Genomic DNA, 22,383 nt, shown 5'->3' with positions numbered 1-22,383 from the left:
GAAGCGGTGCGGGGGAACCCCCCGGGGCACAAGGGATCCCTCGGGGCACAAAGGGTTCCCCCGCCCCGCCCGGTTCAGTCCTTCGGCTTGAACCCGCGGTGCAGGGCCACGATGCCACCGGTCAGATTCCGCCAGGCGACGTCCGCCCAGCCGGCCTGCTGGAGGCGGGCGGCGAGCGCGGGCTGGTCGGGCCAGGCGCGGATCGACTCGGCGAGGTAGACGTACGCGTCCGGGTTGGACGAGACGGCGGTGGCCACCGGGGGCAGCGCGCGCATCAGGTACTCGGTGTAGACGGTACGGAAGGGGGCCCAGGTCGGCTGTGAGAACTCGCAGATCACGACCCGGCCGCCGGGCTTGGTGACCCGGTACAGCTCGCGCAGCGCGGCGTCCGTCTCCTGGACGTTGCGCAGTCCGAAGGAGATCGTCACGGCGTCGAAGACCCCGTCGCGGAAGGGCAGTTTCGTCGCGTCGCCCGCGGTCAGCGGGAGGTGCGGATGGCGTTGCTTGCCGACCTGGAGCATGCCGATCGAGAAGTCGCAGGGCACCACGTACGCACCGGTCTGCGCGAACGGCAGCGAGGACGTCGCGGTCCCGGCGGCCAGGTCGAGGATCTTCTGCGCGGGGCGCGCACCGACGGCCTTGGCCACCTCCTTGCGCCACAGCCGCGCCTGCCCGAGGGAGAGCACGTCATTGGTCAGGTCGTAGTTCGCCGCCACGTCGTCGAACATCGAGGCGACTTCGTGCGGCTGCTTGTCCAGGGATGCTCGGGTCACCCGCCCATTGTGTCGTGCGCCCCACCGGAGCCGGGCCACAGGGGGCGGCCCGCGTGGCACGGGGCGGGAAGGGCAGGGCGCCGCGCCTCCCTTACGATCATGCCGGTCAAACCGGCGTGGCGATAACACGAACAAGAACAAAAAGGGGAGAACCATGCGATTACGTCCGGCAGAAACAACGGACGGACCGGGCACGGCGGGAAGACAGCTGAGGCGGTGGCTGCTGGGCGGCTGGCTGGTTCTGGTGGTGGGCGGCTGGACGCTCACCCAGACCCTGGACGCCGGCATCAGACCCACGAACGGCCCGAGCCCCTCGACGACAGCGCGGCCGACGTTGCCGGCGTACTCGTACCCCACGAGCGCCGCGGGCGTCACGGCCACTACGGGCCCCACAGACACCACGGCCGACGTGGACGAAGACCACTGCCCCCAGTCCCGCCCGACACCGCTCCGGGACGGGCACACGCATTCCAAGATTCTCTGCGTGACCTTCATGACCCGCTGACCCACCACCGCTGACCCACCACCGCGGGCTCAGCCCGCAGGCTTCTCCCAGACGGAGACATGCCGCCCGCTCTCACTGGTGAAGGGCGCCCGGCCCCACCCGCCCCACCGCTCACGCAGCCGCAGCCCGGCGAGCTGGGCCATCAGATCGAGTTCCGCCGGCCACACGTACCGGAACGGGATCGACCGGTACTCACCGCGGCCGTCGACGACCTCGACGTAGTTCGAACTCATCCCCTGGGTGGCGACGTCGTACAGGTCGAACGCCCAGCGCGTCGGCTCCACCCGGAACGGCACGGCGGACTGCCCGGCCGGGAGCTTCCGCAGCTCCGGGACAACGACCTCGATGACGAAGCAGCCACCCGGCTCCAGATGTGCGGCGGCGTTGCGGAAGCAGGCCACCTGGGCTTCCTGCGTCGTCAGATTCATGATGGTGTTGAAGACGAGGTACACGAGGGAGAAGGCCCCCTCCACCCGGGTCCGCGCGAAGTCCCCGATGGTCACGCCGATCGCGTCACCGCCCGGCTTGGCGCGCAGCCGGGCGACCATCGCGCGTGACATATCGATGCCGTGGACCGTAACCCCACGTGCCGCCAGCGGCAGCGCGATACGCCCGGTACCGATGCCCAGCTCAAGGGCGCGCCCACCACCGGCAAGCTCGGCCAGCACACGGGCGGTGGCGTCGACGACGTCCGGCCGGAATTCCTCACTGCCCGATGAGTCGTCGTACCCAGCGGCGACGCTCTCCCCGAAGTACCCGTCCTCGCCCGTGTCACCCGTACTGTCCATCGCTGGACCGTAACGGGGAACTGCCTCTGCCTGCTTGGAATTTGCGCGGGCCTGGGCCAGTCGGAGGTGCACCGCGCCGACCGAAAGGCGTCTCGCTCATCGCCTCGGTGCCTCTACGGTGGCGCTGTGATGACTCAGATGATCGTTCTCAACGGTGGGTCCAGTTCGGGGAAGTCCGGGATCGTCCGGTGCCTGCAGTCCGTCCTGCGGGAACCCTGGCTGGCCTTCGGCGTCGACACGCTGGTCCAGGCGATGCCCACGTCAATGCGGGCATCGGATGCAGGGATCGAGTTCGGCGCGAACGGCGAGGTGGTCGTAGGGCCGGAGTTCCGCACGCTGGAGGCGGCGTGGATCCAGGGAATCGCCGCTATGGCACACGCGGGCGCCCGAGTCATCGTCGATGAAGTGTTCCTCGGTGGAGCGGCATCCCAGCGGCGGTGGCAGCAGGCTCTTGGCGGACTGCAGGTGCTCTGGGTGGGGGTCCGGTGCGAGAGCTCAGTCGCCGCGGGCCGCGAGGTCGCACGAGGCAACCGGGTCACCGGTATGGCCACCTCACAGGCAGAGATGGTTCACCGAGGCGTGAGCTACGACCTGGAAGTGGACACGACGCACCACGAGTCAATGGAATGCGCGCGGACCATCGCCGCTCGTGTCGAGTGACCGACGCCCGGCTGCCAGCTGATCCGGTCCACCGACGGTCACCGCACCCGGTGCACCATCCGGCCCGCGATGCATGTCACCAGGCAGTTGCCCTCGTCGTCGTACACCGCGAAGTCGGCCCGGCCGGACACCGTGAGGGTGCGGGGGTCCGGGAGCGCGTCTCCGGCGGACACCCGTAGGCCCGAGCGGTCGACCGCCGTGCGGACGGACGGGCGGGTGAACGGTCCGGCGAGCGACGTCGTACCCGCCGCGAGCAGCCGCTGCAGGCCGCGCCTGGCGCTCGCGCCCCAGCGGACCTCCGTCATGCCGAGCGCGGCCAGCGCCTCGCCGGTCAGCGGGGCGGAGCCCAGGTCCTCGCGGGGGTCGGGCCAGTAGGCCGCTTCGAGGAGCGCGGGTGCGTCCGGCTCGTGGCGGCCGGGGGTGAGCGTCCCGTCCCAGTCGCGCAGCCGGGCCCGGTCCCCGTACGCCGTGCGCAGGTCCTCGTACGGGCCGAGCGCCGCGATGCGGTCGCCGTCGATGACGACCGCGTCCGCGCGTGCCCGGTGAAGCGTCAGCAACGCGGCCTCAGTTGGCGTCGAGGAGCTTCAGCTCGGGGTGGGCCGTGCCGCCCTCGATCGCCGTGGACGAGATGTGCGAGACGACGCGGTCGTCGACCGGGTCGTTCGCCGGGTCGTCGTGCACGACGAGGTGCTCGTACGTCGTCGCGCGCTGCGCGGGGACACGGCCGGCCTTGCGGATGAGGTCGATGATCTCCATCCGGTTCGACCGGTGCTTGGCACCGGCCGACGAGACCACGTTCTCCTCCAGCATGATCGAGCCGAGGTCGTCGGCGCCGTAGTGCAGGGACAGCTGGCCGACCTCCTTGCCGGTCGTCAGCCAGGAGCCCTGGATGTGGGCGACGTTGTCGAGGAACAGCCGGGCGATGGCGATGATGCGCAGGTACTCGAAGAGGGTCGCCTGCGTGCGGCCCTTCAGGTGGTTGTTCTCGGGCTGGTACGTGTACGGGATGAAGGCGCGGAAGCCGCCCGTCCGGTCCTGTACGTCACGGATCATCCGCAGGTGCTCGATGCGCTCGGCGTTGGTCTCGCCGGTGCCCATCAGCATGGTCGACGTGGACTCGACGCCCAGGCCGTGCGCCGTCTCCATGATCTCCAGCCACCGCTCGCCGGACTCCTTGAGCGGCGCGATGGCCGTGCGCGGCCGCGCGGGCAGCAGCTCGGCGCCCGCGCCCGCGAAGGAGTCGAGCCCGGCCGCGTGGATCCGCGAGACGGCCTCTTCGACCGACACCTTGGAGATCCGCGCCATGTGCTCGACCTCGGAGGCACCGAGTGAATGGATGACCAGCTCCGGGTACGCCTTCTTGATGGCCGAGAAGTGCTCCTCGTAGTACTCCACACCGAAGTCCGGGTGGTGCCCGCCCTGGAACATGATCTGCGTACCGCCGAGCTCGATGGTCTCGGCGCAGCGGCGCAGGATGTCGTCGAGGTCGCGGGTCCAGCCCTTCTCGGTGTCCTTCGGGGCCGCGTAGAAGGCACAGAACTTGCACGCCGTGACGCACAGGTTCGTGTAGTTGATGTTGCGCTCGATGATGTACGTGGCGATGTGCTCGGTCCCGGCGTACCGCCTCCGGCGCACGGCATCGGCGGCCGCGCCCAGCGCGTGCAGCGGGGCGTCGCGGTACAGGACGACCGCTTCCTCGGGAGTGATGCGCCCGCCTGCGGCGGCACGGTCGAGGACGGCTGCGACATTTACAGACGTAAGGTCGGCGTTCTCGGTCACCGGGCGGGTCCTTCCCAAGGGGCTACTGACGACCGATCCAGCCTACGCCAGCACCCGCAGCGAAAGATTGCGCCCCCTTTGTCGGGTTTCCGTGGAGGACAACGTCGCCAAGGTCAAGCCCGTCCGGCGATTGAGGACCGGGGTCCGGGGCAGCCCCGAAGGGCCCGCGCCACAGCACCCCGCACCCCGCACCCCCGCCACGCGTACCGTCACCCCGCCGCGGCAAGACCCCCACGCCACCCAGGAAGCAGCTCGTCCAGCAGTGCCTCCGTGCGCGACGGCAGCCCCCGCTCGCCGCTCTGTACGGTCAGGTCCGCAGCCAGCTCGCGCAGCCGCGCCTCGTCGCCCGTCGCATGGGTCGCCCGCAGCAGCTCGTTCCACAGCCGTTCGTCCGCCGCCGAACCGGAGACCGCCGCCCGGAGCGCGGCGATCGCCTTCTCCGGCTGCCCCTGCTCCAGGTGGTGCGCCGACAGGGCCAGCGCCACATCGGCCACGAGCAGCGGCAGCTGTGTGTCGATGATCTCGTGGGTCAGCCAGGTGTAGCGGCCCTCCGTACGGTCGGCGAGCAGCGGCCCCCGCACCAGCCCCAGCGCGTCCGTGAGCAGCCGCTCGCGCACCGACGCACGGCGTGCGCCGCGGCCCTCGGTCGCCTCGTGGTGGAGCGAGCGGAGCACGTCCAGGTCGGAGACCACGGACGGGGCGAGCGTGAGCCGCCCGGTGCTGTCCGTACGGAGCCGGGCCGAGCCGTCCTCGTCGGTGCCCAGCCACAGCCGCAGCCGCTCGATGAGCGCGTCGCACACCTCGGGGGTGACTCCGCGCGGCCACATGGCCGAGGCGAGCACCCGCGGGTGGACGCCCTCACGGTGCAGCAGGAGCAGCGCGAGCGCTTCGTGCAGCAGGGCGCTGCGTTCGCTGTCCGGGGTGTCGAGGCCGATGATCTCGTACGGGCCGACCAGCCGTGCGTACACCGCGGGGCGGCCCTGCTCGGTGATGTCGACCAGGAACGGGCGGGCCGGTTCGGGGCCGTCGCCCTCCGGGTCCGCGTCCGCGAAGAGCCGTACGACCGCTTCGTGCTGCGCCTGCGGCAGCAGCTGCGCGTCAAGTTCGAGGCCGAGCAGCGGCGCCAGCAGCCTGCCCTCGCCGGTGATCTCCAAGTCCCAGGTGGCGCCCTGGAGTTGACCGGCCGTACCGGCGCCGATCAGGCAGCCGATGCCCAGCCGCCCGGAGTCGGTGGTCAGTTCGGCGAGCGTGGCCGCCTCCTCGGCGGTGGGTTCGTCGGCGACGAGCACCAGATGCGGCGCCCAGCGGGTCTGCTGCGCCGGGCCGGTCCTTCCGGTGAGGACCGAGTCGTGACCGGCGGCGCCGAGTGCGCTGCGGCGCTGGCCGATCTCCGCACCGAGCATCTCGATCAGCTCGTCGACGGAGCTGAGGTGGCGCAGCCGCGTCGGCGCCAGCGGGCTGAGCTCCGCGCCGAATCCGACCACCGTGACGGTCATCCGGTCCGACCAGCCGTTGGTGGCCAGTTCGGCGGCGACGGACGAGAGGACGGCGGCGCGGTCCGGCTCGGTCCCGGTGAGCGCGACGAGACCGGGCACGGCCTCCAGGTTCAGCAGCAGCCGCGCGTCGTCACGGGTGCCGAGACTGACGAGCCCCGGGTAGGGGGCGGCCGCGGTGTCCGGGGCGATCCCCTCGTACGCCGCGACGGCCGACCGCTCAAGGCGCCAGAACGTCTGGTCCTGCCCCTGCTGCCACGGCGCCGGGGGCGTACCCGACGGCTGGGCGAGCTGGAGGTGCAGGTCGTCGTCGGTGAGCCAGGCCGCGTACACGACCGGCAGCGGGCGGCCGTCCTGGCCGAGCGAGGAGGAGAGCCCGCGCAGCGCCAGGTCGAGGAAGCGGACGGCGTCGGGGTCGGCGCCGACCAGCAGCGCGTCGTGCGCGTCGGCTTCCTCGCCGGTGGGAACCGGCGGCTCCATCCCGCGCCGGCCGGCCACCGCGGTCATCGCCGACTGCCACAGCGCCATCCTGCGGCGGCGGCCCAGCGCGCCGAGCACCCCGGCGGCGAGCAGCGGGGCCCCGATGAGGGCGGTGGAGAGGCCGAGCCCCGATCCTGAACTCTGCGAAGGGGCCTCGGCGACAGCGCCCGATCCGGCGCCCGGTCCGGCTCCGGTGCTCGGCGCGTTCGGAAGGCGCTGCTCGGGTACGGAGATCTGGGCCGTCGGGCTGTCACCGTGGCTGCCGCCCTGGTGCTGCGCCGGCTGCTCCTGGTGGTTCCCTGACTTGGCGTACTCGTCGATCTGGTGGCGCACCTGCTCGGAGACGCTGGGCGCCTGGTCGGGCATCTCGACGAGCTCGCCGCCGTGTGCGTCGGCCGGCATCTCCATGATCCAGCCGGGCCTGATCAGGCTCGCCTCGGACAGCTTCGTACCGTCCGGCTGCATCCGGTCCTTGTTGAGCTGGTAGATCTCCTTGTACCTGCGGCCGTCGCCGAGGTGGCGCTGGGCTATCTCCCACAGCGAGTCGTGGTGGCGGCCCTCGGGCGGGCTGATCCGGTAGAACTTCGTCGCACCCTCGGCCCCGGTCTTGGCGTTCGCCTGCTCCGCGTGTGCCTGCGCGTCGGCCTGCGAGGCGACGGCCGCCTGCGCCTGCTGCGCGACGCCGATTCCGGGGGCCTGCTGCGCGGCGGCGACCGTCGGCTTGTGCGTCGACTCAAGGGACTGCCCGAACTGCGCGATCCCGGGCGCGAAGCTCGCCGCGGTGGCGCTGACCAGGAGCAGTGCGGCGATGAGCTGCCGGGCCAGCATCTGGCTCGGCCCCGCACCGGGAATGTGCGAGGGCATCCCGACACCGGAGACGGCGGCCTTGATCTCCACGATGACGCAGGCGGCGAACTGCGCCCAGGCCAGCCAGACGACGCAGATCAGGATGTTCACGAACGTGTCGACGGTGATCTGCTGCTGCACCATGTCGAAGGACGGCATGCCGTGCGGCAGCGGCCAGCCCTGAGTGGAGAGGGCGAGCGGCACGGCGAGCAGCAGCCCCGCGAGCGCGAGAAACGCGAAGAACGCCTTGGCGAAGTCCCCCGCGGTCCGTTGCCGGGGCAGGGGCTGAGGCGTCCGGTTGGTCGGGCCCGTCGAACCGGGAGTATTGCGCGCCATGGCGGGTGTCCTGTGGAGGGAGAGGGAGCGGGTTCGGGATCGTCGGGGCGGTGGGGCCGTCGGAGCAGCGGGACCGTCGGTCAACGGTCGCCGACCGCCGGGGCCGGTCGTCGGGGCGGGTAGGAAATACGGGGGTGGACTGAGCCTACCGAGATGGTACGGACGGTTTCGAAAGACAGACAGGGGCGGACGGACACAACGCGTCCGATATGACGGGGCTGTTGATGCTTGCCCGGATTACGCACCGGAAGCCGGACGGTGCCACGGCGACGGAACGGCCCCCGGCCCACGGGAATCCCGCGCACCCACGACGGATTCGTCACGACCGGGTCACGCGATCCGCGCCTGAACGCCCGGCAGGCGGGATTCCTCAGCCGGTGGCAGCCCAATGGCGGGCCGGTGCCCGCCATCGAGGAATCAGCCGGAGGGTGAGCCGCGGCCGGCCACTCAGCTGTCGGTGACGCCTTCGGTGACACGTGCACTGCGGCCTTCGGTGACATGTGCACTGACACGCTCGGTGCCACGCTCGGTGCCACGTTCACTGACACGCTCGGCGACGCCTTCGGTGACGCGCTCGGCGACGCCTTCGGTGACGTGCAGCAGCTCCATGTCCGCGCCGGTGAGATGCAGCGCCCCGGCCGCCACGTTCTCCTCCAGGTGGGCGGGGTTGCCGGTCCTCGGGATCGCCAGGACGTGCCGTCCCTGGTGCAGCGTCCAGGCCAGGCGGACCTGGGCCGGAGACACCCCGTGGGACTCGGCGACGGCCCGTACGCGCGCGCTTTCCCCTCCACCGGCCCCGGCGCCCCCGTCACGGCCCTCACCGGCGATCGCGAAGAACGGCACGAAGGCGATGCCCTGCTCCCCGCAGTACGTCAGCAGTTCGCCGCTCCCCCGGACGTCGAGGCTGAACTGGTTCTGCACACAGACCACCGGCGCGATGGCCTGCGCCTGGGCCACATGCTCCGCCCTGACGTTGGACACGCCCAGGTGCCGGATAAGCCCGGCGTCGCGGAGGTCGGCGAGAGCGCCGAAGTGCTCGGAGACCGAGTCCTCGGACATCCGGCGGAGGTTCACCACATCGAGGTGGTCGCGGCCCAGCTGGCGCAGGTTCTCCTCCACCTGGCCACGCAGCTGTTCGGGCGTGGCCGTGTACCAGTCGCCCGAAGGGTCCCGGCCGGGACCGACCTTGGTGACGATGACGAGGTCTTCCGGGTACGGGGCGAGCGCCGTGTTGATCAGCTCGTTGGCCGAGCGGAGCCGGGAGAAGTAGAAGGAAGCGGTGTCGATGTGATTGACGCCGAGCTCGACGGCACGGCGGAGAACCCTGACCGGTGTGTCCCGGTCACCCGGCTCGCCGAGGTCGAACGCGGCGCTGCCGGTCAGGCGCATCGCTCCGAAGCCGATCCGGTGCACGCTCCGGTCGCCGAGTGTCCAGGTACCTGCGTCCGATGCGTCGGCTGTCGCCACGATGCCGGTGTCCCTCACGTCTCTGCTCCCCTGAATCGCACGTCGGTCCACCCCTGCGCCGCACAACACGCCTGCGCAGCAATGCACCCCACAGCACTGCGCTGCGCAGCCTCCCTCAACCGGCCAACTGCGCGGTCCATTTCTCACGCCAGGCCAGTGCGTCGCGTACGCCGTCCACCAGGCTCTTCTGTGCGCTCCAGCCCAGGAGTTCGCCCGCCAGGTCACCGGAGGCGTAACACCCGATCACATCCCCCGGGCGCTGTCCGGCCTCGCGGACATCGAGGCTCTCGCCCACGGCAGCCTCGAAGGCCGTGACGAGTTCACGCACGGTGGTGCCCTGTCCGGTGCCGACGTTGATGACCCGGTACCGGTCGTCGGCCGCGGGTTCGACAACCGCGTCGAAGCGTGTGAGGGCCGCGACATGCGCACGGGCGAGATCCCAGACATGGATGTAGTCCCGGATACCGCTGCCGTCGCGGGTCGCCCAGTCCACCCCGGTGATGGTGAACGGCGTGCCCTCGGTGTGCGCCTCGATGAGCTTGCCCAGCGCATGGCTCGGGTTCGGGTCCTGCAGCCCCGTACGCAGCTGGGGATCGGCCCCGATCGGGTTGAAGTAACGCAGGACGATGACACGGACGGGCGCCGCGACGGTCCAGTCCTGGAGGACCTGCTCCATCATCTGCTTGGTACGCGCGTACGGGCTTTCGGCGGCCACCGGGGAGGTCTCGTCGGCACGGGCGTCGGCGGTCGGCGCGTAGATGGAGGCGGAGCTGCTGAAGACGACGCGCTCGCACCCGTTGCGCTGGAGGGATTCGAGGAGGTCGACGGTCTTGGCGACGTTCTCCCGGTAGTAGTGCAACGGCCGGCTGACCGACTCGGGCACGACGATCTTGGCAGCGCAGTGCAGGACCGCGTAGATATCGGGATGCTCGGCGAACACCCGGTCCAGCAGCGCCTGGTCGGCGATGTCGCCCTGGTAGAAGATCCGGTCGCGGACGAATTCGCGCCGCCCCTTGGAGAGATCATCGAGGATGACCGGGGTGATCCCCTGATCGATGAGGGCGGAAGCGACGGTACTGCCGATGAACCCGGCACCGCCGGTGATCAGAACCTTGGTCATACCCAGAAGTCTCCCCCAGGCCCAACCCCGGCCCGGGGCCCCGGGCCGGAACGCCGTTCCCGGGCGGCCCCGGCGAAGCCGCTCGTCCCGGACATCAAAGGTGCGCTGCTGCCGCCACATCGCACGTGCACACGGCCACCGGGCGGCGCGTAAAACACCCCCGCCCGCGACGGATTCGTCACGACCAGGTCACACCTCCCGCACATGGCACGGAATCCCCCGACGGCCCTCTGCTGCCCTTTACACGCGGCTGGTAGCTTCGAATGCCCTGAACGTTTGCAGTCCGCTTCTGCCGGACCGCTGCCGCCAACCGGGGGAGAACACTCGTGGCCCGCCACACTCCAGCCATCGCCGCCGCACTGACTGTCAGTGCGGCCCTGCTACTGACCGCTTGCGGAGGCAGCAGCAACGACGCCTCCAAGGACAAGATCAAGGGCGCCGACGAGGGCACGAAGAGCCCGTCTGCTTCGGCATCAGCGGCGACCGGCGACGGCAGGCCCGATGTCAGCACACCGAAAGACCTGACTCTCGACTTCAACTTCGATAAGCCGACCGATCCGAAGCACGCCGCTGCACTCGCCGACGCGGAGAACTACATCCGAGCGCTGGACCATGGAATCGCGAAGCAAGACGCGAACGACCACTCTTACCAGTTCTATTCGACAGGTGGCGCCGCGAAGTACGCCAAAGCGCAGATCCAGGCGTGGACGAAAGGCGGTTGGGTCACGACTGGGAAGGACCAGTACTTCGACGCGGACGTCTCCCCCCTTGAAAATAAGTCCGTACTGGTGTCGTTCTGCAGAAACCAATCCGAATTCTACAGCAAGGAGATCAAGACAGGGAAGATCAAATACACCAAGGAGAGTCTCGACAGCTACCAGAAGTTCACACTCCTGATGAGTCCGTCCGCACACTCATCGAACGTCTGGCAAGCCCGGAAGATTGACGTCCTGGGGAGGGTGAAGGAATGCAAGGGATGACGAACCGCCGTCGGCGCATGCTCGTCTCGTCAGCATTCACCCTGACAGTAGCAATGTGGTGCGCTGGTCCCGCATACGCCGATGGCACCCCGGGAAGCAGCACAGCCACGGCCCCGACCGGCCCCCACGGCGGAACCGGAGACCAGAGCGTGAACGCCTCTGTCGGCACCTCCCGAATCAAAATCACCCAGGTGAAAGGCAGCGGAGGAGGAAAAGGAGGCACCCTCGCTCCAATCGATTCCAATTGGAAACCACCCGCCTGCTGGTACGAGCCGGTCTACACGCCTGAGCAATTGAAGAAAGCCTCGGAAGCGGGAAATGTAGATTATGTCGGCATTCACGAATCGTGGTCGGACTCGATCTTCATCGACCATTACGACAAGGGCGAGCCAGAAGATAACTTCGACTTGAATGCGAACTCCGACAGTGTTGCCGATGGCTACAAGAACTACAACATCGGCAAGGGCGGATATTTCTGGCGGAGCGTAGCGCCGGACGAATCGGATCCCGACTCCTGGCAGTGCGGCCGCATCATGTTCTGGCAGCCGGCCGGCCAGGTCCCCAAGATTCCGCACGCGCCCACTCCGAAGATGCTCGCCGAGTACGCGTACAACAAGGTCAAGGTCCCCGAGACCAAGATCGAGCTGAAACCGCAGACCAAGTCCACCGTGAACCTGCCCACCTGGGTCTGGCTGGACAAGGGCACCTTCAAGGACGTCGCCGTCCGCGCCGAACTCCCCAACACCGGGCTCTGGGCAGAGACCACCGCGAAGCCCGTGAGCCTGCACCTGGACCCGGGCACGGATGACGCGGACACCTTCCCCGCCTCCGGCACCTGCACCTTCAACAAGGACGGCTCCATCGGCACCCCGTACAAGTCGGGCGATGCCAGCCAGAACCCACCCTGTGGCATCAACTATCTCCACGCCACCGACGGAAATCCGTACCAGCTCAAGGCATCGATCACCTGGAAGATCAGCTGGAAGGGCACCGGCGGCGCAGGCGGCGACCTGCCCGACGGAACCTTCCAGACCACCCAGGACATGAACGTCCAGGAGATCCAGACGATCAACCGCTGACAACGCACAGAGCGACCACGGCACACAAGGCTTGACCCGTCCTTGACATACACCACGCCTACGCGCGGGTACATCTGCGTATCGTGTGTTGGTTGGCATATACGCGGTTGTTAACGGGGGTTGGGGCCATGTCGGATTTGGCGAAGGACGCTGTGTCGATGGCGAAGGCGGCGTCGGGGCTGCGTGGGGCGCGGCATCACACGGTGAAGCCGTTGCAGGATTTCAAGGCGGCGTCGCATGATCTTTCGGCGTTGGGGGCGTTGGGGTCTTTGCTGAAGGCGACGGGTGATATCCGGGAGGGGATGCATACCCTGTCGGGTCTGACGGCGTCGCTGCATGAGGAGTGGGGTCAGGAGGCGAAGCTGCTGGGTGAGGTATCGGACGCGTTCGACCTCCTGGATGTCCTGCTGGGTGCGGCCGCCCGCGCGAAGAAGGGCTGAGTGCGGTGGTCGACTTGAATCCGCTGCACTGGATCAGCAAGGCCAACCATGCCTTCGGCGACACCATGGCCAGTGGCCTGGAGTTCCTGGGCATCACTGATCCGGCGGTTGATCCTGACGGGGTCCGGGAGATCGCGAAGCACTGGCGGACTCTGGCCAAGGGCCTCGAGGACGCGGCCCACGGTGCCGAGGTGGCCATGTCGGATGTGACGTGGGAAGGGGAGACCGCGAAGGCGTTCTCCAAGCGGGCTCGGACGATGCGCAAGCACGCCACCGATACCGCGCACTCGGTGCGCGACGGCGCCACCGCACTCGACAAGTTCGCCGACGAGGCCCACGAACTCATCACGCAGATCGGTGTGATGGTCGCGGAGATCGCCGAGTTCGAGATCGCCGGCCTCGCCTTGTCCGTCCTGACCGCGGGCATGTCCGAGGTCGCCTCGACTCTCGTCGCGGGTGAGCGCGCACTGAAGGTGATGGCCCTGATCACCCGGATCGAGGAATCCGGGAGCGCCCTGGGTGCCACCGTGCGGACCGCGCTGGAAGCCATCCGCAACGTCGAGCGCGCTCTGAAAGCACTCAAAGAGATCAAGACCGTCGCGAAGGTGGGGAAGCTGGCCGGTGAGGGGCTGAAATTCACCGCGTTCACCACCGCCCTCGAAGACCCCGGCGCGTTCAAGGACCCCGGGAAACTCGCGAAACTCCTCACCGAGGGCGCCATCGCCGGCGTCGGCCTCGGCTTCCTCGGCAAAGCCCTCGGAAAAGGCCTCAAAGCCCTCAAACCCGGAGAGATAGCCGACCTCGCCAAAGCCCTGAAACTCAACGGCTCCGGCCTGTCTCGCCTCAAACTCCGCCCCTCGGAATGGGAGAAACTCCCCGCCTCGATCCGCGGCATCTTCAAAGAATGCAAACTCGACCCGATCGACGTCGCCACCGGCGACATGCTCCTGCCTCTCACGGACATCGCGTTGCCCGGAGTACTACCGCTGGTCCTGGAACGGACCCACGTCTCCTCCTACCGGCACGGCGGTTGGTTCGGGACCAGTTGGGCCTCGACCCTGGACCAGCGGATCCAGGCTGACGACGAAGGGCTGATCTATGCCGCACCTGATGGCGCGCGCCTCCTTTTCCCCTGGCCCGACCCCGAAAGCGACCTACCCGTATACCCGGAGACCGGTTCCCGTCTCTCCCTCAAGTACGACGACGAGATCGACGGCGCTCTCCGCCTGACCGACCCCGACGCAGGCTGCTCGCTGGTCTTCCACTCGCCGCAGCCCACGGACGCCGGGAGTGCTGTGGACCTGCCCCTGCAGTTCCTTGTCGACCGCAATCGCAACCGCATCACCCTGAATTATAACGACCTCGGCGTCCCTGTTGAGGTTACACATTCCGGGGGCTACCGCATCGCCCTCGATCACCATTCCCATTTCCCGCGCATCACCGGAATACGCCTCCTGGACCCCAACCGTCCCAGCGATCCCGGCGTCACCGTCGTTACCTTCGGCTACGACGACGCAGGCCACCTCGTCGAGGAGATCAACTCCTCGGGCCTTCCGCTGCGCTACCGCTATGACTCGGAGGGCCGGATCACCTCCTGGACCGACCGCAATGAGACGTACTACGCCTACACCTACGACGAATTCGGCCGGGTTGTACGTACCGAGGGCAGTGGCCGATTCCTCACCGGTTCCCTCGACTACGACTCGGATTCCTGCACTACGACAGTCACGGATTCACTGGGCCACGCCACAGCATACGAACTCAACGACGCACTGCGGATCAACCGGATCACTGACCCCCTCGGCCATGTGACGTCCTACGAGTGGGACGAGGAACATCAGCTCACAGCGATCACCGACGCGTTGGGGCACACAACCCGCTACAGCTACGACGCTGAGGGACGCCCAGTCCATATTGACCGTCCCGACGGAAGGCGCATCAGCACCGAATACGACGAATCCGGACTCCCCAGGCTGGTCTCTGCGGAGGATGGCAGCTGTTGGCGACAGGAGTACGACGAGCATGGCAACTGCATCGCGGTCATTGACCCGATGGGAAAGACCACCTTGTTCGGCTACGAGTCTGACGGACGCATCAACTCGGTCACTGACGCCCTGGGCCATGTGACCGCTGTGAAGTGCGACGCGGCCGGTGTCCCGATTGAAGTGATCGACCCCTTGGGAGCAGCTACCCGCTACACACTCGACGCCTTCGGCAGGCCAGTCGATGTCACGGATCCGCTGGGCGCCGTCACATACTTGGTATGGACCCCCGAGGGCAAGCTCGTGCAGCAGACCACACCTGAGGGGGCAGCTGAGACATGGAAATACGACCCGGAAGGCAATTGCACCAGCCACACGGACGCGTCCGGGGCCATTACTCGTTTCGCGTACACCGGGTTTGATCTGATGTCAGTGCGTATCGATCCCGGAGGAGCCCGCTACGAGTTCAGGCACGACACTGAATTGCGCGTCACCGAGGTCGTCAATCCACTGGGGCAGCAATGGCGGTACGCGTACGACGCCGTCGGGCGTCTGGTCTCTGAGACGGACTTCGACGGCAGAGTGGTGACATACGAACACGATCCTGTGGGGGAGCTGAAGTCCCGCACCAATCCGCTGGGTCAGACGACCAGCTACCAGCGCAACGAAAATGGTCAGGTGACCCGCAAGGACGCGGCGGGGCACGTCACGTCCTATCTCTACGATCAGGCCGACCGCCTCGTGCAAGCGGCCAACTCTCAGGTGATCGTCACTCTCGAACGCGACCGACGTGGGCGAGTCCTGTCGGAGACGGTCGGTGAGCGGACCCTGCATCACTCCTACGATGGGTTGGGCCGGCGCAACAGCCGCACCACACCTACAAGTGCAACTAGCGAGTGGACGCACGATGCCGCGGGGCATCGCGATGTTCTGACCGCCTCCGGCCATGACGTGTTCTTCTCCTACGACGCTGCCGGCCGCGAGGTCGAACGCGGTTTCGGAACCGGCCTCAAACTGTCCCAGCAGTTCGACGCGGCGGGTCGTCTCGCGTCGCTCTCGGTACTGGCCGGGGGCAGCAGACTTGTGCAGCGTCGGGCCTACTCCTACAGCCGACACGGCGAAGTGGTGGGCATCGACGACTATTTGCGTGGTGAGCGGAGCTTCGACCTCGGGGCGACAGGCAGAATCACCGCTGTTCATGCCAGGGACTGGACCGAGACTTATGCCTATGATGCTGCTGGAAACCAGGCAGACGCCCACTGGCCCGATACCCATCCAGGGAAAGAGGCGCGCGGCCCCCGGTCCTACTTGGGAACATGTATCACTCGCGCGGGAAACGTTCGTTTCGAATACGATGCCGCCGGCCGGATCACTCTCCGTCAGAGGATCAGGCTTAGCCGGAAACCGGAGACCTGGCGGTATGCCTGGAATGCAGAGGATCAGCTCTCCGAAGTGATCACTCCCGACGGAACTGTGTGGAAATATCTATACGACCCCTTGGGGCGACGGATTTCCAAGTCCCGCATTTCGGGCTGTGGTAAGCACGTTCTCGAACGGGTCGACTTCACCTGGGACGGTGCCATGTTGTGTGAACAGACCTCACACTCTGCGGATCTTGCCCACTGCGTGACACTGACATGGGACTACGCAGGCCTTCACCCGATCTCGCAGACCGAACGGATCACCTCCCTGACCACGCCTCAAGAGGAGGTAGACCAGAGGTTCTTCGCCATCGTTACCGACTTGGTGGGAACACCGACCGAACTCGTCGACGAAGCAGGCGAAGTAGTCTGGCACACCAGAGCAACGCTGTGGGGCTCTGCGACGTGGCGTGCCGATTCCTCGGCGTACACGCCTCTCCGTTTTCCCGGTCAGTACTTCGATCCCGAGACCGGATTCCATTACAACCTCTTCCGATACTACGACCCGGAGTCTGCCCGCTATGTGACACCGGACCCCCTGGGCCTGGAGCCGGATCCCAATCCCCGGACGTACGTTGACAACCCGCACACTGCGTCCGACCCTCTCGGTCTTAAACCATGCAAGATTCGGGTCTCACCCGTTGCATCCGACTGGGCGACAAAGGGGGCTCATATCCATGTGGGGAAGGATGAAGTCAGCATTGCCGTCAGTAAGGAGGGCGAGCTCGTCGGCACCCCGATCCGTCTCAAGGGGGGTCTCGCCACCAACAAGAGCGTAAAGCAGGCTGTCGACGCAGTATCAAATGACCCCAAGCTTCGTGCGGACCTCATAGCCAAGGCGACCTCGGCGAGGGAGCACATGCTCGACCACAACTGGGGAAACAAAAAGAACCGTGCGGACGAGATGAAGAAGCTCATCGACAAACTGGAGAGCATGCCGTGACAGGACTTCGCTTCCTTGCCCTGCTCGTCGCCACGGGAAGGATGCATGGCGTGGGTATCGGCTCGTCCGTCTTCGAAGTCGACGAGGCCCTCGGCAGCGGCTTCATCGAGGAGGCTGACGAGGAAGGTGATCCGCGCCGGAGGGACTACGGCCCCCTTGAGATGCACTTTTCCGGGGGTGATCATGATGTCGTGACCGGTGGCGTGGTCGAGGTGCATCGCCTCTCAGGTGACGCCGGCATCAGGACGGAAGCCCGCTCGGAGCTGAACGTCGACTTCCCCGAGTACACACGCTGGACCGAACTCGTCCAGGAACTGGAGAAAACGGCCGGTGCCCCCACGCTGGAGATCTCTTCGCACGGCGAGTTCCTCGAATATCGGGCACCTGGAACGAAGGTGTCGGTACACGTGGTCAACAATGACGAGCAGCGGGACGAGTGGCCCGGGCAGGGAGACGTCTGGAGTGTATCCCTGGGGTGACCAAGCTCCTGGTGGGCTTGATCCGCTTTGACGGACATTCGAGATCAGGAGTTCAGCCCCGGGAGGATGTCCATCATGAAGAGCATGGGGAAGAAGAAACCTCGCCGCCCTCGTCGTTCGTTCACGCCGGAGTTCAAGGCCGAGATCGTCGGGCTGTGCCGACGAGGTGACCGCTCGGTGGGCAGGTCGCCAGAGACTTCGAACTGACCGAGACCGCGGTGCGGGACTGGGTGAAGCAGGCCGAGGTCGACGGGGGCGAGCGCAACGGGCTGACCAGCAGTGAGCGCGAGGAACTGGCTGCGTTGCGGCGGGAGAACCGCCGGCTGCGCGAGGACGTCGACGTCCTCAAGCGGGCCACAGCTTTCGTCGCGAAGGAGACCCGGTGACGGTGCACCCGTTCATCGAGGCGGAGAAGCGCGCAGGTCACAGCGTCAAACGGGCGTGTGAGCTGATGATGGTCTCCCGACCGCCTTCTATGCCCGTCGCTCCGGCCTGCCCGGTCCTCGTGCGGTGCGGGATGCCGAGCTGACCGAGCAGATCACCAAGGTTCATGCGAAATCACGCGGAACCTACGGGGCCCCACGCGTGCATGCCGTGCTCAAGCGCGAGGGCGCCGGGTGCGGCCGCCGTCGTGTCGCACGACTCATGCAGGCCGCCGGGTTGCAGGGCCGACACCGCAGACGACGGCATGCGACGACGGTCGCCGACCCCGGGGCCGCTTTCCGTCCCGACCTCATCGTCCGGAACTTCCAGCCCGACCGCGCCGGGCTCGATGCCCGCTGGTGCGGCGACATCACATATGTTCCGACCGAGGAGAGCTGGCTCTATCTGGCCACGGTCATCGACATCGCCTCCCGGCGCGTGGTCGGCTGGGCAACCGCCGATCACCTGCGGACCGAGCTGGTGGCCGAGGCGCTGATATTCGCCTGCCGGCAGCGTCGCCCCGCCCATCCCGTGATCTTCCATTCGGATCGCGGCTGTCAATACACCAGTCAGCAATTCGCCTCCCTGGCAGTCGAGTTCGGGGTCCGGCTGTCGGTCGGCCGCACCGGTCAGTGCTGGGACAACGCGCTCGCCGAGTCGTTCTTCTCGACCATCAAACGCGAACTGCTGGGCACCTCCGCCTGGCCCAGCCGGGCAGCCGCCCGCACCGCGATTTTCGATTTCATCGAGGGCTGGTACAACTTGCACCGACTGCACAGCAGCCTCGGCTACCTCAGCCCCGCCGAGTACGAGACCGCACTCGCAGCCTGACCACCACACCAATGGTGTCCGTCAAAGCGGAGCAAGCTCAGTCGAGCTGTGCTTCACACCGACGAACGCATCGTGGGCGAACCCGATCGAGGCCCCCCTCGGGCCGCTGCGGCAGTTCACCCTCGCCAACTCCCACCACCCCAACCACCCTGTCCAGACACGCGAGTTGCACCGCTATCTGCGCTGGCGCAACCAGAACGCCCGGCACCCGACGTCCTGGCCGCCCAACGGCGTGAACGCACCCGTGTCCGCAGCGAGAAAGGCATCCGGTTCGGTGGCCGGCCCACCGCCGCCGCGGCCTGATTGCCCTTCCGGATCCCAGGACACCATCCAGGTCACGGACGCGTGGCCACCAGCAGGTCAACCACGTAGGTCTCTTCCACCACCTCGTCGGGGAAGAACCCACGCAGTCGCCTGCGCTCCCCGGAGAGAAAGGCACGCTTGTCGTCCTCGGCAAGCACAAGGAACGCCGAGCGGCTACTGATATTGGCAAGGTGCATGTCGAGGGAGACCACACGGCTCCACCGCACCTGGCGGCGCGCGACCCTGAGCCCCGACAGGCCCGCGAGCCGGATGGCGTTGCCGTCGTCGGGACGCACCCGAGAAGTCGGCTTCACTCCGCAGTGGTGCGCGATCCGCTGGTGCTGTTCCCGGATCCAGGGCACGTCGAAGGCGGTGGTGTTCCACCAGATCGCGAGGGCACCGCCCGGCAGCAGAACCCGCAGTGCCTCCGGGACCGAGCGGGTGGTGTCGGTCCACTGCCAGGACTGTGCATAGGTGAGGAGGTCGTGGGAGGCGTCCGCGAGGGGGAGGGCGTTGCCGTCACCTCTGATGACCGGCACATCTGGGAGCACGGTGTGGAACTTGGCGGCCATGGCGTCGCCGGGCTCAACGGCGATCACGTCAGTTCCGCGCTCACGCAGCAGAGCGGTGGCGATTCCGGTGCCCGCGCCGATATCGGCGACGCGGGCACCGGCCAGGGAACGGCTCGTGAGCTGTTCGATGCAGTCGAAGAGCGCGGGAGGATACGAAGGCCGGCTGGCCGCGTACTGGTCAGCCGCCGCGTTAAACGAATGGGCGCGTGAGCTGGTAGTCATCCCCACATCATCTGCCTGCCCCGCTGACTGCCCGCCCCGGTGATCGTTTCCGGTCAGAGCACTAGCGTTCGCACGACAACATGGGAGTACACGCCCGGAGGCCATCGTCCCGTCGCCCAGGTCGACCATGACTCCACGACAGCGGAGACCGACAGACAGTTTTACGCGATCATCACGGATCTCGTAGGCACACCTACCGAACTCATCACTCCCGAAGGTGAGATCGCGTGGCAACAACGCACCACCCTCTGGGGAGTGCCGGCCACAGATCCCACTGCGGACAGCACAAGCTGCCCCCTGCGATTCCCGGGCCAGTACGCCGATTCCGAAACCGGATGGCACTTCAACTACCTGCGCCACTACGACCCTGAGACCGCCCGATACGTCACGCCCGATCCACTCGGCCTCTCCCCTTCCCCGAATCCGTCAGCCTACGTCTCCCATCCGCACACATCGGCAGACCCCCTGGGTCTCAAGGCGGATTGGGAGCCACCGGACATCACGTGGGGTGGCCGTGTAAAGTACGGCCCCCTTGATCCGGACCGCGGTAATCGAGCCACCGGAGTGCATGCCAAGATTCAAGGAGACATGCTCGGAGGACATACAGACGCCCAAGTGGACCCCCCGGGCTGGGGGGACGAAGCAGCTGGTTGGGATTCGGAGAAAAAATACAACAGAGGCCACCTGCTCGGCGTCCTGCTTGGCGGATCTAATGAGGACCCTAGAAACTTCGTCCCTATGCACGAGTTCGCGAACTCACCGTAATGCGTCACTACGAACTGCAGATCCAGCAAGCCGTACGGCACGGCGACACCGTCCACCTCCACGTAACTCCGCATTACCACAGCGACAGCGACACGATTCCCGTCGGGTTCACTCTTGAAGCACACAGCGAAAATGGCTTCAAGTTCCATGCATATTCCAGGGATCCGAAGGAAAGACGCGCCAACAGGGCTCAGGGCGGGACCTTGAATGCGGTTACGACCCTCAATGCCCCCAAGCGTTCCTGATCTTGAAACCCTGCCAAGCTGGTCGTAGTTGTATTGTTGCGACGTCAGGATGAGATCTGCGCCATCTCGTGGAGGAATGATCGATGAATGCATCGCTTAGGGAACTGGTCGACTTGTACGCTCCCACTCGGGAGGCGGCCGGGAAAGACTGGAACGCCGTCGAACGACGGCTCGGCACCGATTTGCCCCGCGATTACAAGGACTTGGTCGAGGCCTTTGGCGCTGGCCTCTTCGACTCGCACATCTGGCTCCTGGAACCCCATTGCGAGACTCAGTCGCATGACCTCGAATTCGACAATGACGGCCGTATGGATGACCTCGAAGACTTCTGGGAGATGGGTGAAGAGAAGCCAGCCGAGTTGGATGAGCTCGGGAGCAAACTTATCTCCTGGGGTGGTACGCCCAGCGGCGAGGTCCTATTCTGGCTCGTGCGGCCGCATCAGGATCCCGATACCTGGACGGTCATGATCAACGGGTCCCGTGGGCCGCGCTGGGAGCACCTCGAAATGAACTGTACAGATTTTCTCTCCGCCGTCCTTTCGGGCCGCATGCGCTCCAAAATCATGTCATCTCGGCTCCCTGCCGCGGCACACGAGTTTCGCCCCGTCGAAAGCAGTTGAGCGTCACGGCATCAAACCTTGCAGGCCCTCGTCGAGGAATCATTCATCGATTCGGCCGGGCCCGGGGTGGGTCCCAGGCTTATTCCGTCGGTCAGCCCGCCCTGAGTACCGCCAGCGCGAACACCAGCCTCAGATCGAGCCAATCCGCTTTCGGCATATAGGTTCTTACCCCTTGATCCGTGTGGCCCGACTCCAGCGCCACTTCTTCCTCGCCGGCCCGCCACGTCACCGGCTTGTGGACGTAGTTGCCACCGCCCCCACTGTCATCGCCGCCGAGGAGCAGGGAGTCCACGACGCTGTCGACGAGGCTTTCCGCCTGCCGCGCTGCGGCCGCCTTGCCCCGGGCCGCGACGTCCTTGGCGCTGCCTTTCGCCCAGTGGTAGCGGGCGACGATATCCGGGTAGTCCGGTTGCCGGAACCACCAAGTGTGCTGGACGGTTCGCTTCGTGGCACCGGTCCTGTGGACTGTGCCGATCTCTTGGCCCTGCCCGTCCGTCACCCCGTACCGCTCACCGCCCCGCCTACCGGTCAGGGGCGCCAGTGCGCAGATCAGGGCTCCGGGAGACCGGGCATCGTGGATCTCGTACGCCTTGACTTCCACGTCGGCCTGGACGACCAGGGCGGCGGGGATGAATCGCTGGCCCTTCGGACCGGGCAACGGCACACGGATCGCTCGTGGCCCGGTCACAGCTTTGCGCCGGAACGTGGCCGGCTGCTCCACATCACTGACCACGAACTTTTCGATGCCCTCCCAGGGCACCGGCTCGACCGGCGGCTCCGGGGCGCGCCGCTGTCTTCCGAATGGCATCGCTCGCTTCTCTCCTCAGGTGG

19 protein-coding genes and 2 pseudogenes are annotated in these 22,383 nt (G+C 66.9%); 12 read left to right on the top strand and 9 right to left on the bottom strand.

Annotated features, from left to right (window positions below; genetic code table 11):
* Positions 1 to 74: 74 nt before the first annotated feature.
* Complete coding sequence (locus tag G3I19_RS03570) at positions 75 to 773, bottom strand: demethylmenaquinone methyltransferase (protein WP_343234973.1); 699 nt, start codon at positions 771 to 773, stop codon at positions 75 to 77.
* Positions 774 to 927: 154 nt separating this feature from the next.
* Between G3I19_RS03570 and G3I19_RS03565 the strand changes: the two genes are divergently transcribed.
* Positions 928 to 1,278, top strand: coding sequence for a hypothetical protein (locus G3I19_RS03565; protein WP_164259269.1), 351 nt, complete (start codon positions 928 to 930; stop codon positions 1,276 to 1,278).
* Between the two features lie 29 nt (positions 1,279 to 1,307).
* Here G3I19_RS03565 and G3I19_RS03560 read toward each other — a convergent pair whose 3' ends face one another.
* Positions 1,308 to 2,066, bottom strand: coding sequence for a class I SAM-dependent methyltransferase (locus G3I19_RS03560; RefSeq protein ID WP_164259353.1), 759 nt, complete (start codon positions 2,064 to 2,066; stop codon positions 1,308 to 1,310).
* Between the two features lie 138 nt (positions 2,067 to 2,204).
* On the opposite strand from G3I19_RS03560, the gene cpt reads away from it, so the two are divergent.
* Entirely contained in the window at positions 2,205 to 2,726 is a 522-nt protein-coding gene (gene cpt, locus G3I19_RS03555; protein ID WP_164259390.1) for a chloramphenicol phosphotransferase CPT, read from the top strand.
* 38 nt (positions 2,727 to 2,764) lie between these two features.
* Here the strand turns inward: cpt and G3I19_RS03550 are convergent, their stop codons facing one another.
* The 5 genes from G3I19_RS03550 to galE form a co-directional block, all read right to left on the bottom strand.
* Positions 2,765 to 3,283, bottom strand: coding sequence for a hypothetical protein (locus tag G3I19_RS03550; RefSeq protein ID WP_164259351.1), 519 nt, complete (start codon positions 3,281 to 3,283; stop codon positions 2,765 to 2,767).
* A gap of 7 nt (positions 3,284 to 3,290) precedes the next feature.
* A complete protein-coding gene (mqnC, locus tag G3I19_RS03545) occupies positions 3,291 to 4,505 on the bottom strand; it encodes a cyclic dehypoxanthinyl futalosine synthase (RefSeq protein WP_164259349.1) in 1,215 nt (404 codons plus the stop codon).
* A gap of 209 nt (positions 4,506 to 4,714) precedes the next feature.
* The gene (locus G3I19_RS03540; protein WP_164259347.1) at positions 4,715 to 7,660 is read right to left on the bottom strand and encodes a BTAD domain-containing putative transcriptional regulator; all 2,946 of its coding nucleotides are present in this window, start codon (positions 7,658 to 7,660) and stop codon (positions 4,715 to 4,717) included.
* Positions 7,661 to 8,107: 447 nt separating this feature from the next.
* Positions 8,108 to 9,145, bottom strand: coding sequence for an aldo/keto reductase (locus G3I19_RS03535; protein WP_343234972.1), 1,038 nt, complete (start codon positions 9,143 to 9,145; stop codon positions 8,108 to 8,110).
* Positions 9,146 to 9,242: 97 nt separating this feature from the next.
* Positions 9,243 to 10,247: a UDP-glucose 4-epimerase GalE gene (gene galE, locus G3I19_RS03530; RefSeq protein WP_164259345.1), complete on the bottom strand. Its 1,005-nt coding sequence runs from the start codon at positions 10,245 to 10,247 to the stop codon at positions 9,243 to 9,245.
* 326 nt (positions 10,248 to 10,573) lie between these two features.
* On the opposite strand from galE, the gene G3I19_RS03525 reads away from it, so the two are divergent.
* The 8 genes and pseudogenes from G3I19_RS03525 to G3I19_RS37225 all read left to right on the top strand — a co-directional run.
* Positions 10,574 to 11,227, top strand: coding sequence for a hypothetical protein (locus G3I19_RS03525; protein WP_164259343.1), 654 nt, complete (start codon positions 10,574 to 10,576; stop codon positions 11,225 to 11,227).
* Between the two features lie 17 nt (positions 11,228 to 11,244).
* Positions 11,245 to 12,306: a hypothetical protein gene (locus G3I19_RS03520; RefSeq protein ID WP_164259386.1), complete on the top strand. Its 1,062-nt coding sequence runs from the start codon at positions 11,245 to 11,247 to the stop codon at positions 12,304 to 12,306.
* A 158-nt stretch (positions 12,307 to 12,464) separates the two neighbouring features.
* Positions 12,465 to 12,746 (top strand): hypothetical protein, encoded by a 282-nt coding sequence (locus tag G3I19_RS03515; RefSeq protein WP_203599100.1) that lies wholly within the window; start codon positions 12,465 to 12,467, stop codon positions 12,744 to 12,746.
* A 5-nt stretch (positions 12,747 to 12,751) separates the two neighbouring features.
* On the top strand, positions 12,752 to 17,092 hold the full coding sequence (locus G3I19_RS03510) for a DUF6531 domain-containing protein (protein ID WP_164259339.1): 4,341 nt from the start codon (positions 12,752 to 12,754) through the stop codon (positions 17,090 to 17,092).
* Positions 17,089 to 17,571 carry a hypothetical protein gene (locus G3I19_RS03505; RefSeq protein WP_164259337.1) on the top strand — a complete coding sequence of 161 codons (483 nt, stop codon included), beginning with the start codon at positions 17,089 to 17,091 and terminating at the stop codon, positions 17,569 to 17,571. The genes G3I19_RS03510 and G3I19_RS03505 overlap by 4 nt, the downstream gene beginning before the upstream one ends.
* Positions 17,572 to 17,765: 194 nt before the next feature.
* Positions 17,766 to 17,957: pseudogene (locus G3I19_RS03500) on the top strand (IS3 family transposase); the annotation flags it as partial.
* A gap of 124 nt (positions 17,958 to 18,081) precedes the next feature.
* Positions 18,082 to 18,825 (top strand): IS3 family transposase, encoded by a 744-nt coding sequence (locus G3I19_RS03495; protein ID WP_343234971.1) that lies wholly within the window; start codon positions 18,082 to 18,084, stop codon positions 18,823 to 18,825.
* Between the two features lie 34 nt (positions 18,826 to 18,859).
* Positions 18,860 to 19,128, top strand: a pseudogene (locus G3I19_RS37225) (IS630 family transposase); the annotation flags it as partial.
* A gap of 32 nt (positions 19,129 to 19,160) precedes the next feature.
* Here G3I19_RS37225 and G3I19_RS03490 read toward each other — a convergent pair.
* Positions 19,161 to 19,922, bottom strand: a complete 762-nt coding sequence (locus tag G3I19_RS03490) for a class I SAM-dependent methyltransferase (protein WP_164259333.1) — start codon at positions 19,920 to 19,922, stop codon at positions 19,161 to 19,163.
* 39 nt (positions 19,923 to 19,961) lie between these two features.
* On the opposite strand from G3I19_RS03490, the gene G3I19_RS37970 reads away from it, so the two are divergent.
* The gene (locus tag G3I19_RS37970) at positions 19,962 to 20,687 is read left to right on the top strand and encodes an RHS repeat-associated core domain-containing protein (protein ID WP_343234970.1); all 726 of its coding nucleotides are present in this window, start codon (positions 19,962 to 19,964) and stop codon (positions 20,685 to 20,687) included.
* 328 nt (positions 20,688 to 21,015) lie between these two features.
* Positions 21,016 to 21,552: an SMI1/KNR4 family protein gene (locus G3I19_RS03480; protein ID WP_164259331.1), complete on the top strand. Its 537-nt coding sequence runs from the start codon at positions 21,016 to 21,018 to the stop codon at positions 21,550 to 21,552.
* A gap of 91 nt (positions 21,553 to 21,643) precedes the next feature.
* On the opposite strand, the gene G3I19_RS03475 is transcribed toward G3I19_RS03480, so the two are convergent.
* Entirely contained in the window at positions 21,644 to 22,360 is a 717-nt protein-coding gene (locus tag G3I19_RS03475; RefSeq protein WP_164259329.1) for a hypothetical protein, read from the bottom strand.
* Between the last annotated feature and the right edge of the window lie 23 nt (positions 22,361 to 22,383).

The organism is Streptomyces sp. SID10853 (assembly GCF_010548145.1).
Lineage (GTDB): Bacteria > Actinomycetota > Actinomycetes > Streptomycetales > Streptomycetaceae > Streptomyces.
Note: the sequence above shows the minus strand (reverse complement) of the source record. Positions and strands in the feature narration are given on the sequence as shown.

Bases quoted from the DNA above. Each gene is read 5' to 3' on its own strand.
- G3I19_RS03490 (WP_164259333.1), bottom strand. From the start codon at position 19,922: ATGACTACCAGCTCACGCGCCCATTCGTTTAACGCGGCGGCTGACCAG.
- G3I19_RS03475 (WP_164259329.1), bottom strand. From the start codon at position 22,360: ATGCCATTCGGAAGACAGCGGCGCGCCCCGGAGCCGCCGGTCGAGCCG.
- galE (WP_164259345.1), bottom strand. From the start codon at position 10,247: ATGACCAAGGTTCTGATCACCGGCGGTGCCGGGTTCATCGGCAGTACC.
- G3I19_RS03560 (WP_164259353.1), bottom strand. From the start codon at position 2,066: ATGGACAGTACGGGTGACACGGGCGAGGACGGGTACTTCGGGGAGAGC.
- G3I19_RS03480 (WP_164259331.1), top strand. From the start codon at position 21,016: ATGAATGCATCGCTTAGGGAACTGGTCGACTTGTACGCTCCCACTCGG.
- G3I19_RS03515 (WP_203599100.1), top strand. From the start codon at position 12,465: ATGGCGAAGGCGGCGTCGGGGCTGCGTGGGGCGCGGCATCACACGGTG.
- G3I19_RS03540 (WP_164259347.1), bottom strand. From the start codon at position 7,660: ATGGCGCGCAATACTCCCGGTTCGACGGGCCCGACCAACCGGACGCCT.
- G3I19_RS03520 (WP_164259386.1), top strand. From the start codon at position 11,245: ATGCTCGTCTCGTCAGCATTCACCCTGACAGTAGCAATGTGGTGCGCT.
- cpt (WP_164259390.1), top strand. From the start codon at position 2,205: ATGATCGTTCTCAACGGTGGGTCCAGTTCGGGGAAGTCCGGGATCGTC.
- G3I19_RS03565 (WP_164259269.1), top strand. From the start codon at position 928: ATGCGATTACGTCCGGCAGAAACAACGGACGGACCGGGCACGGCGGGA.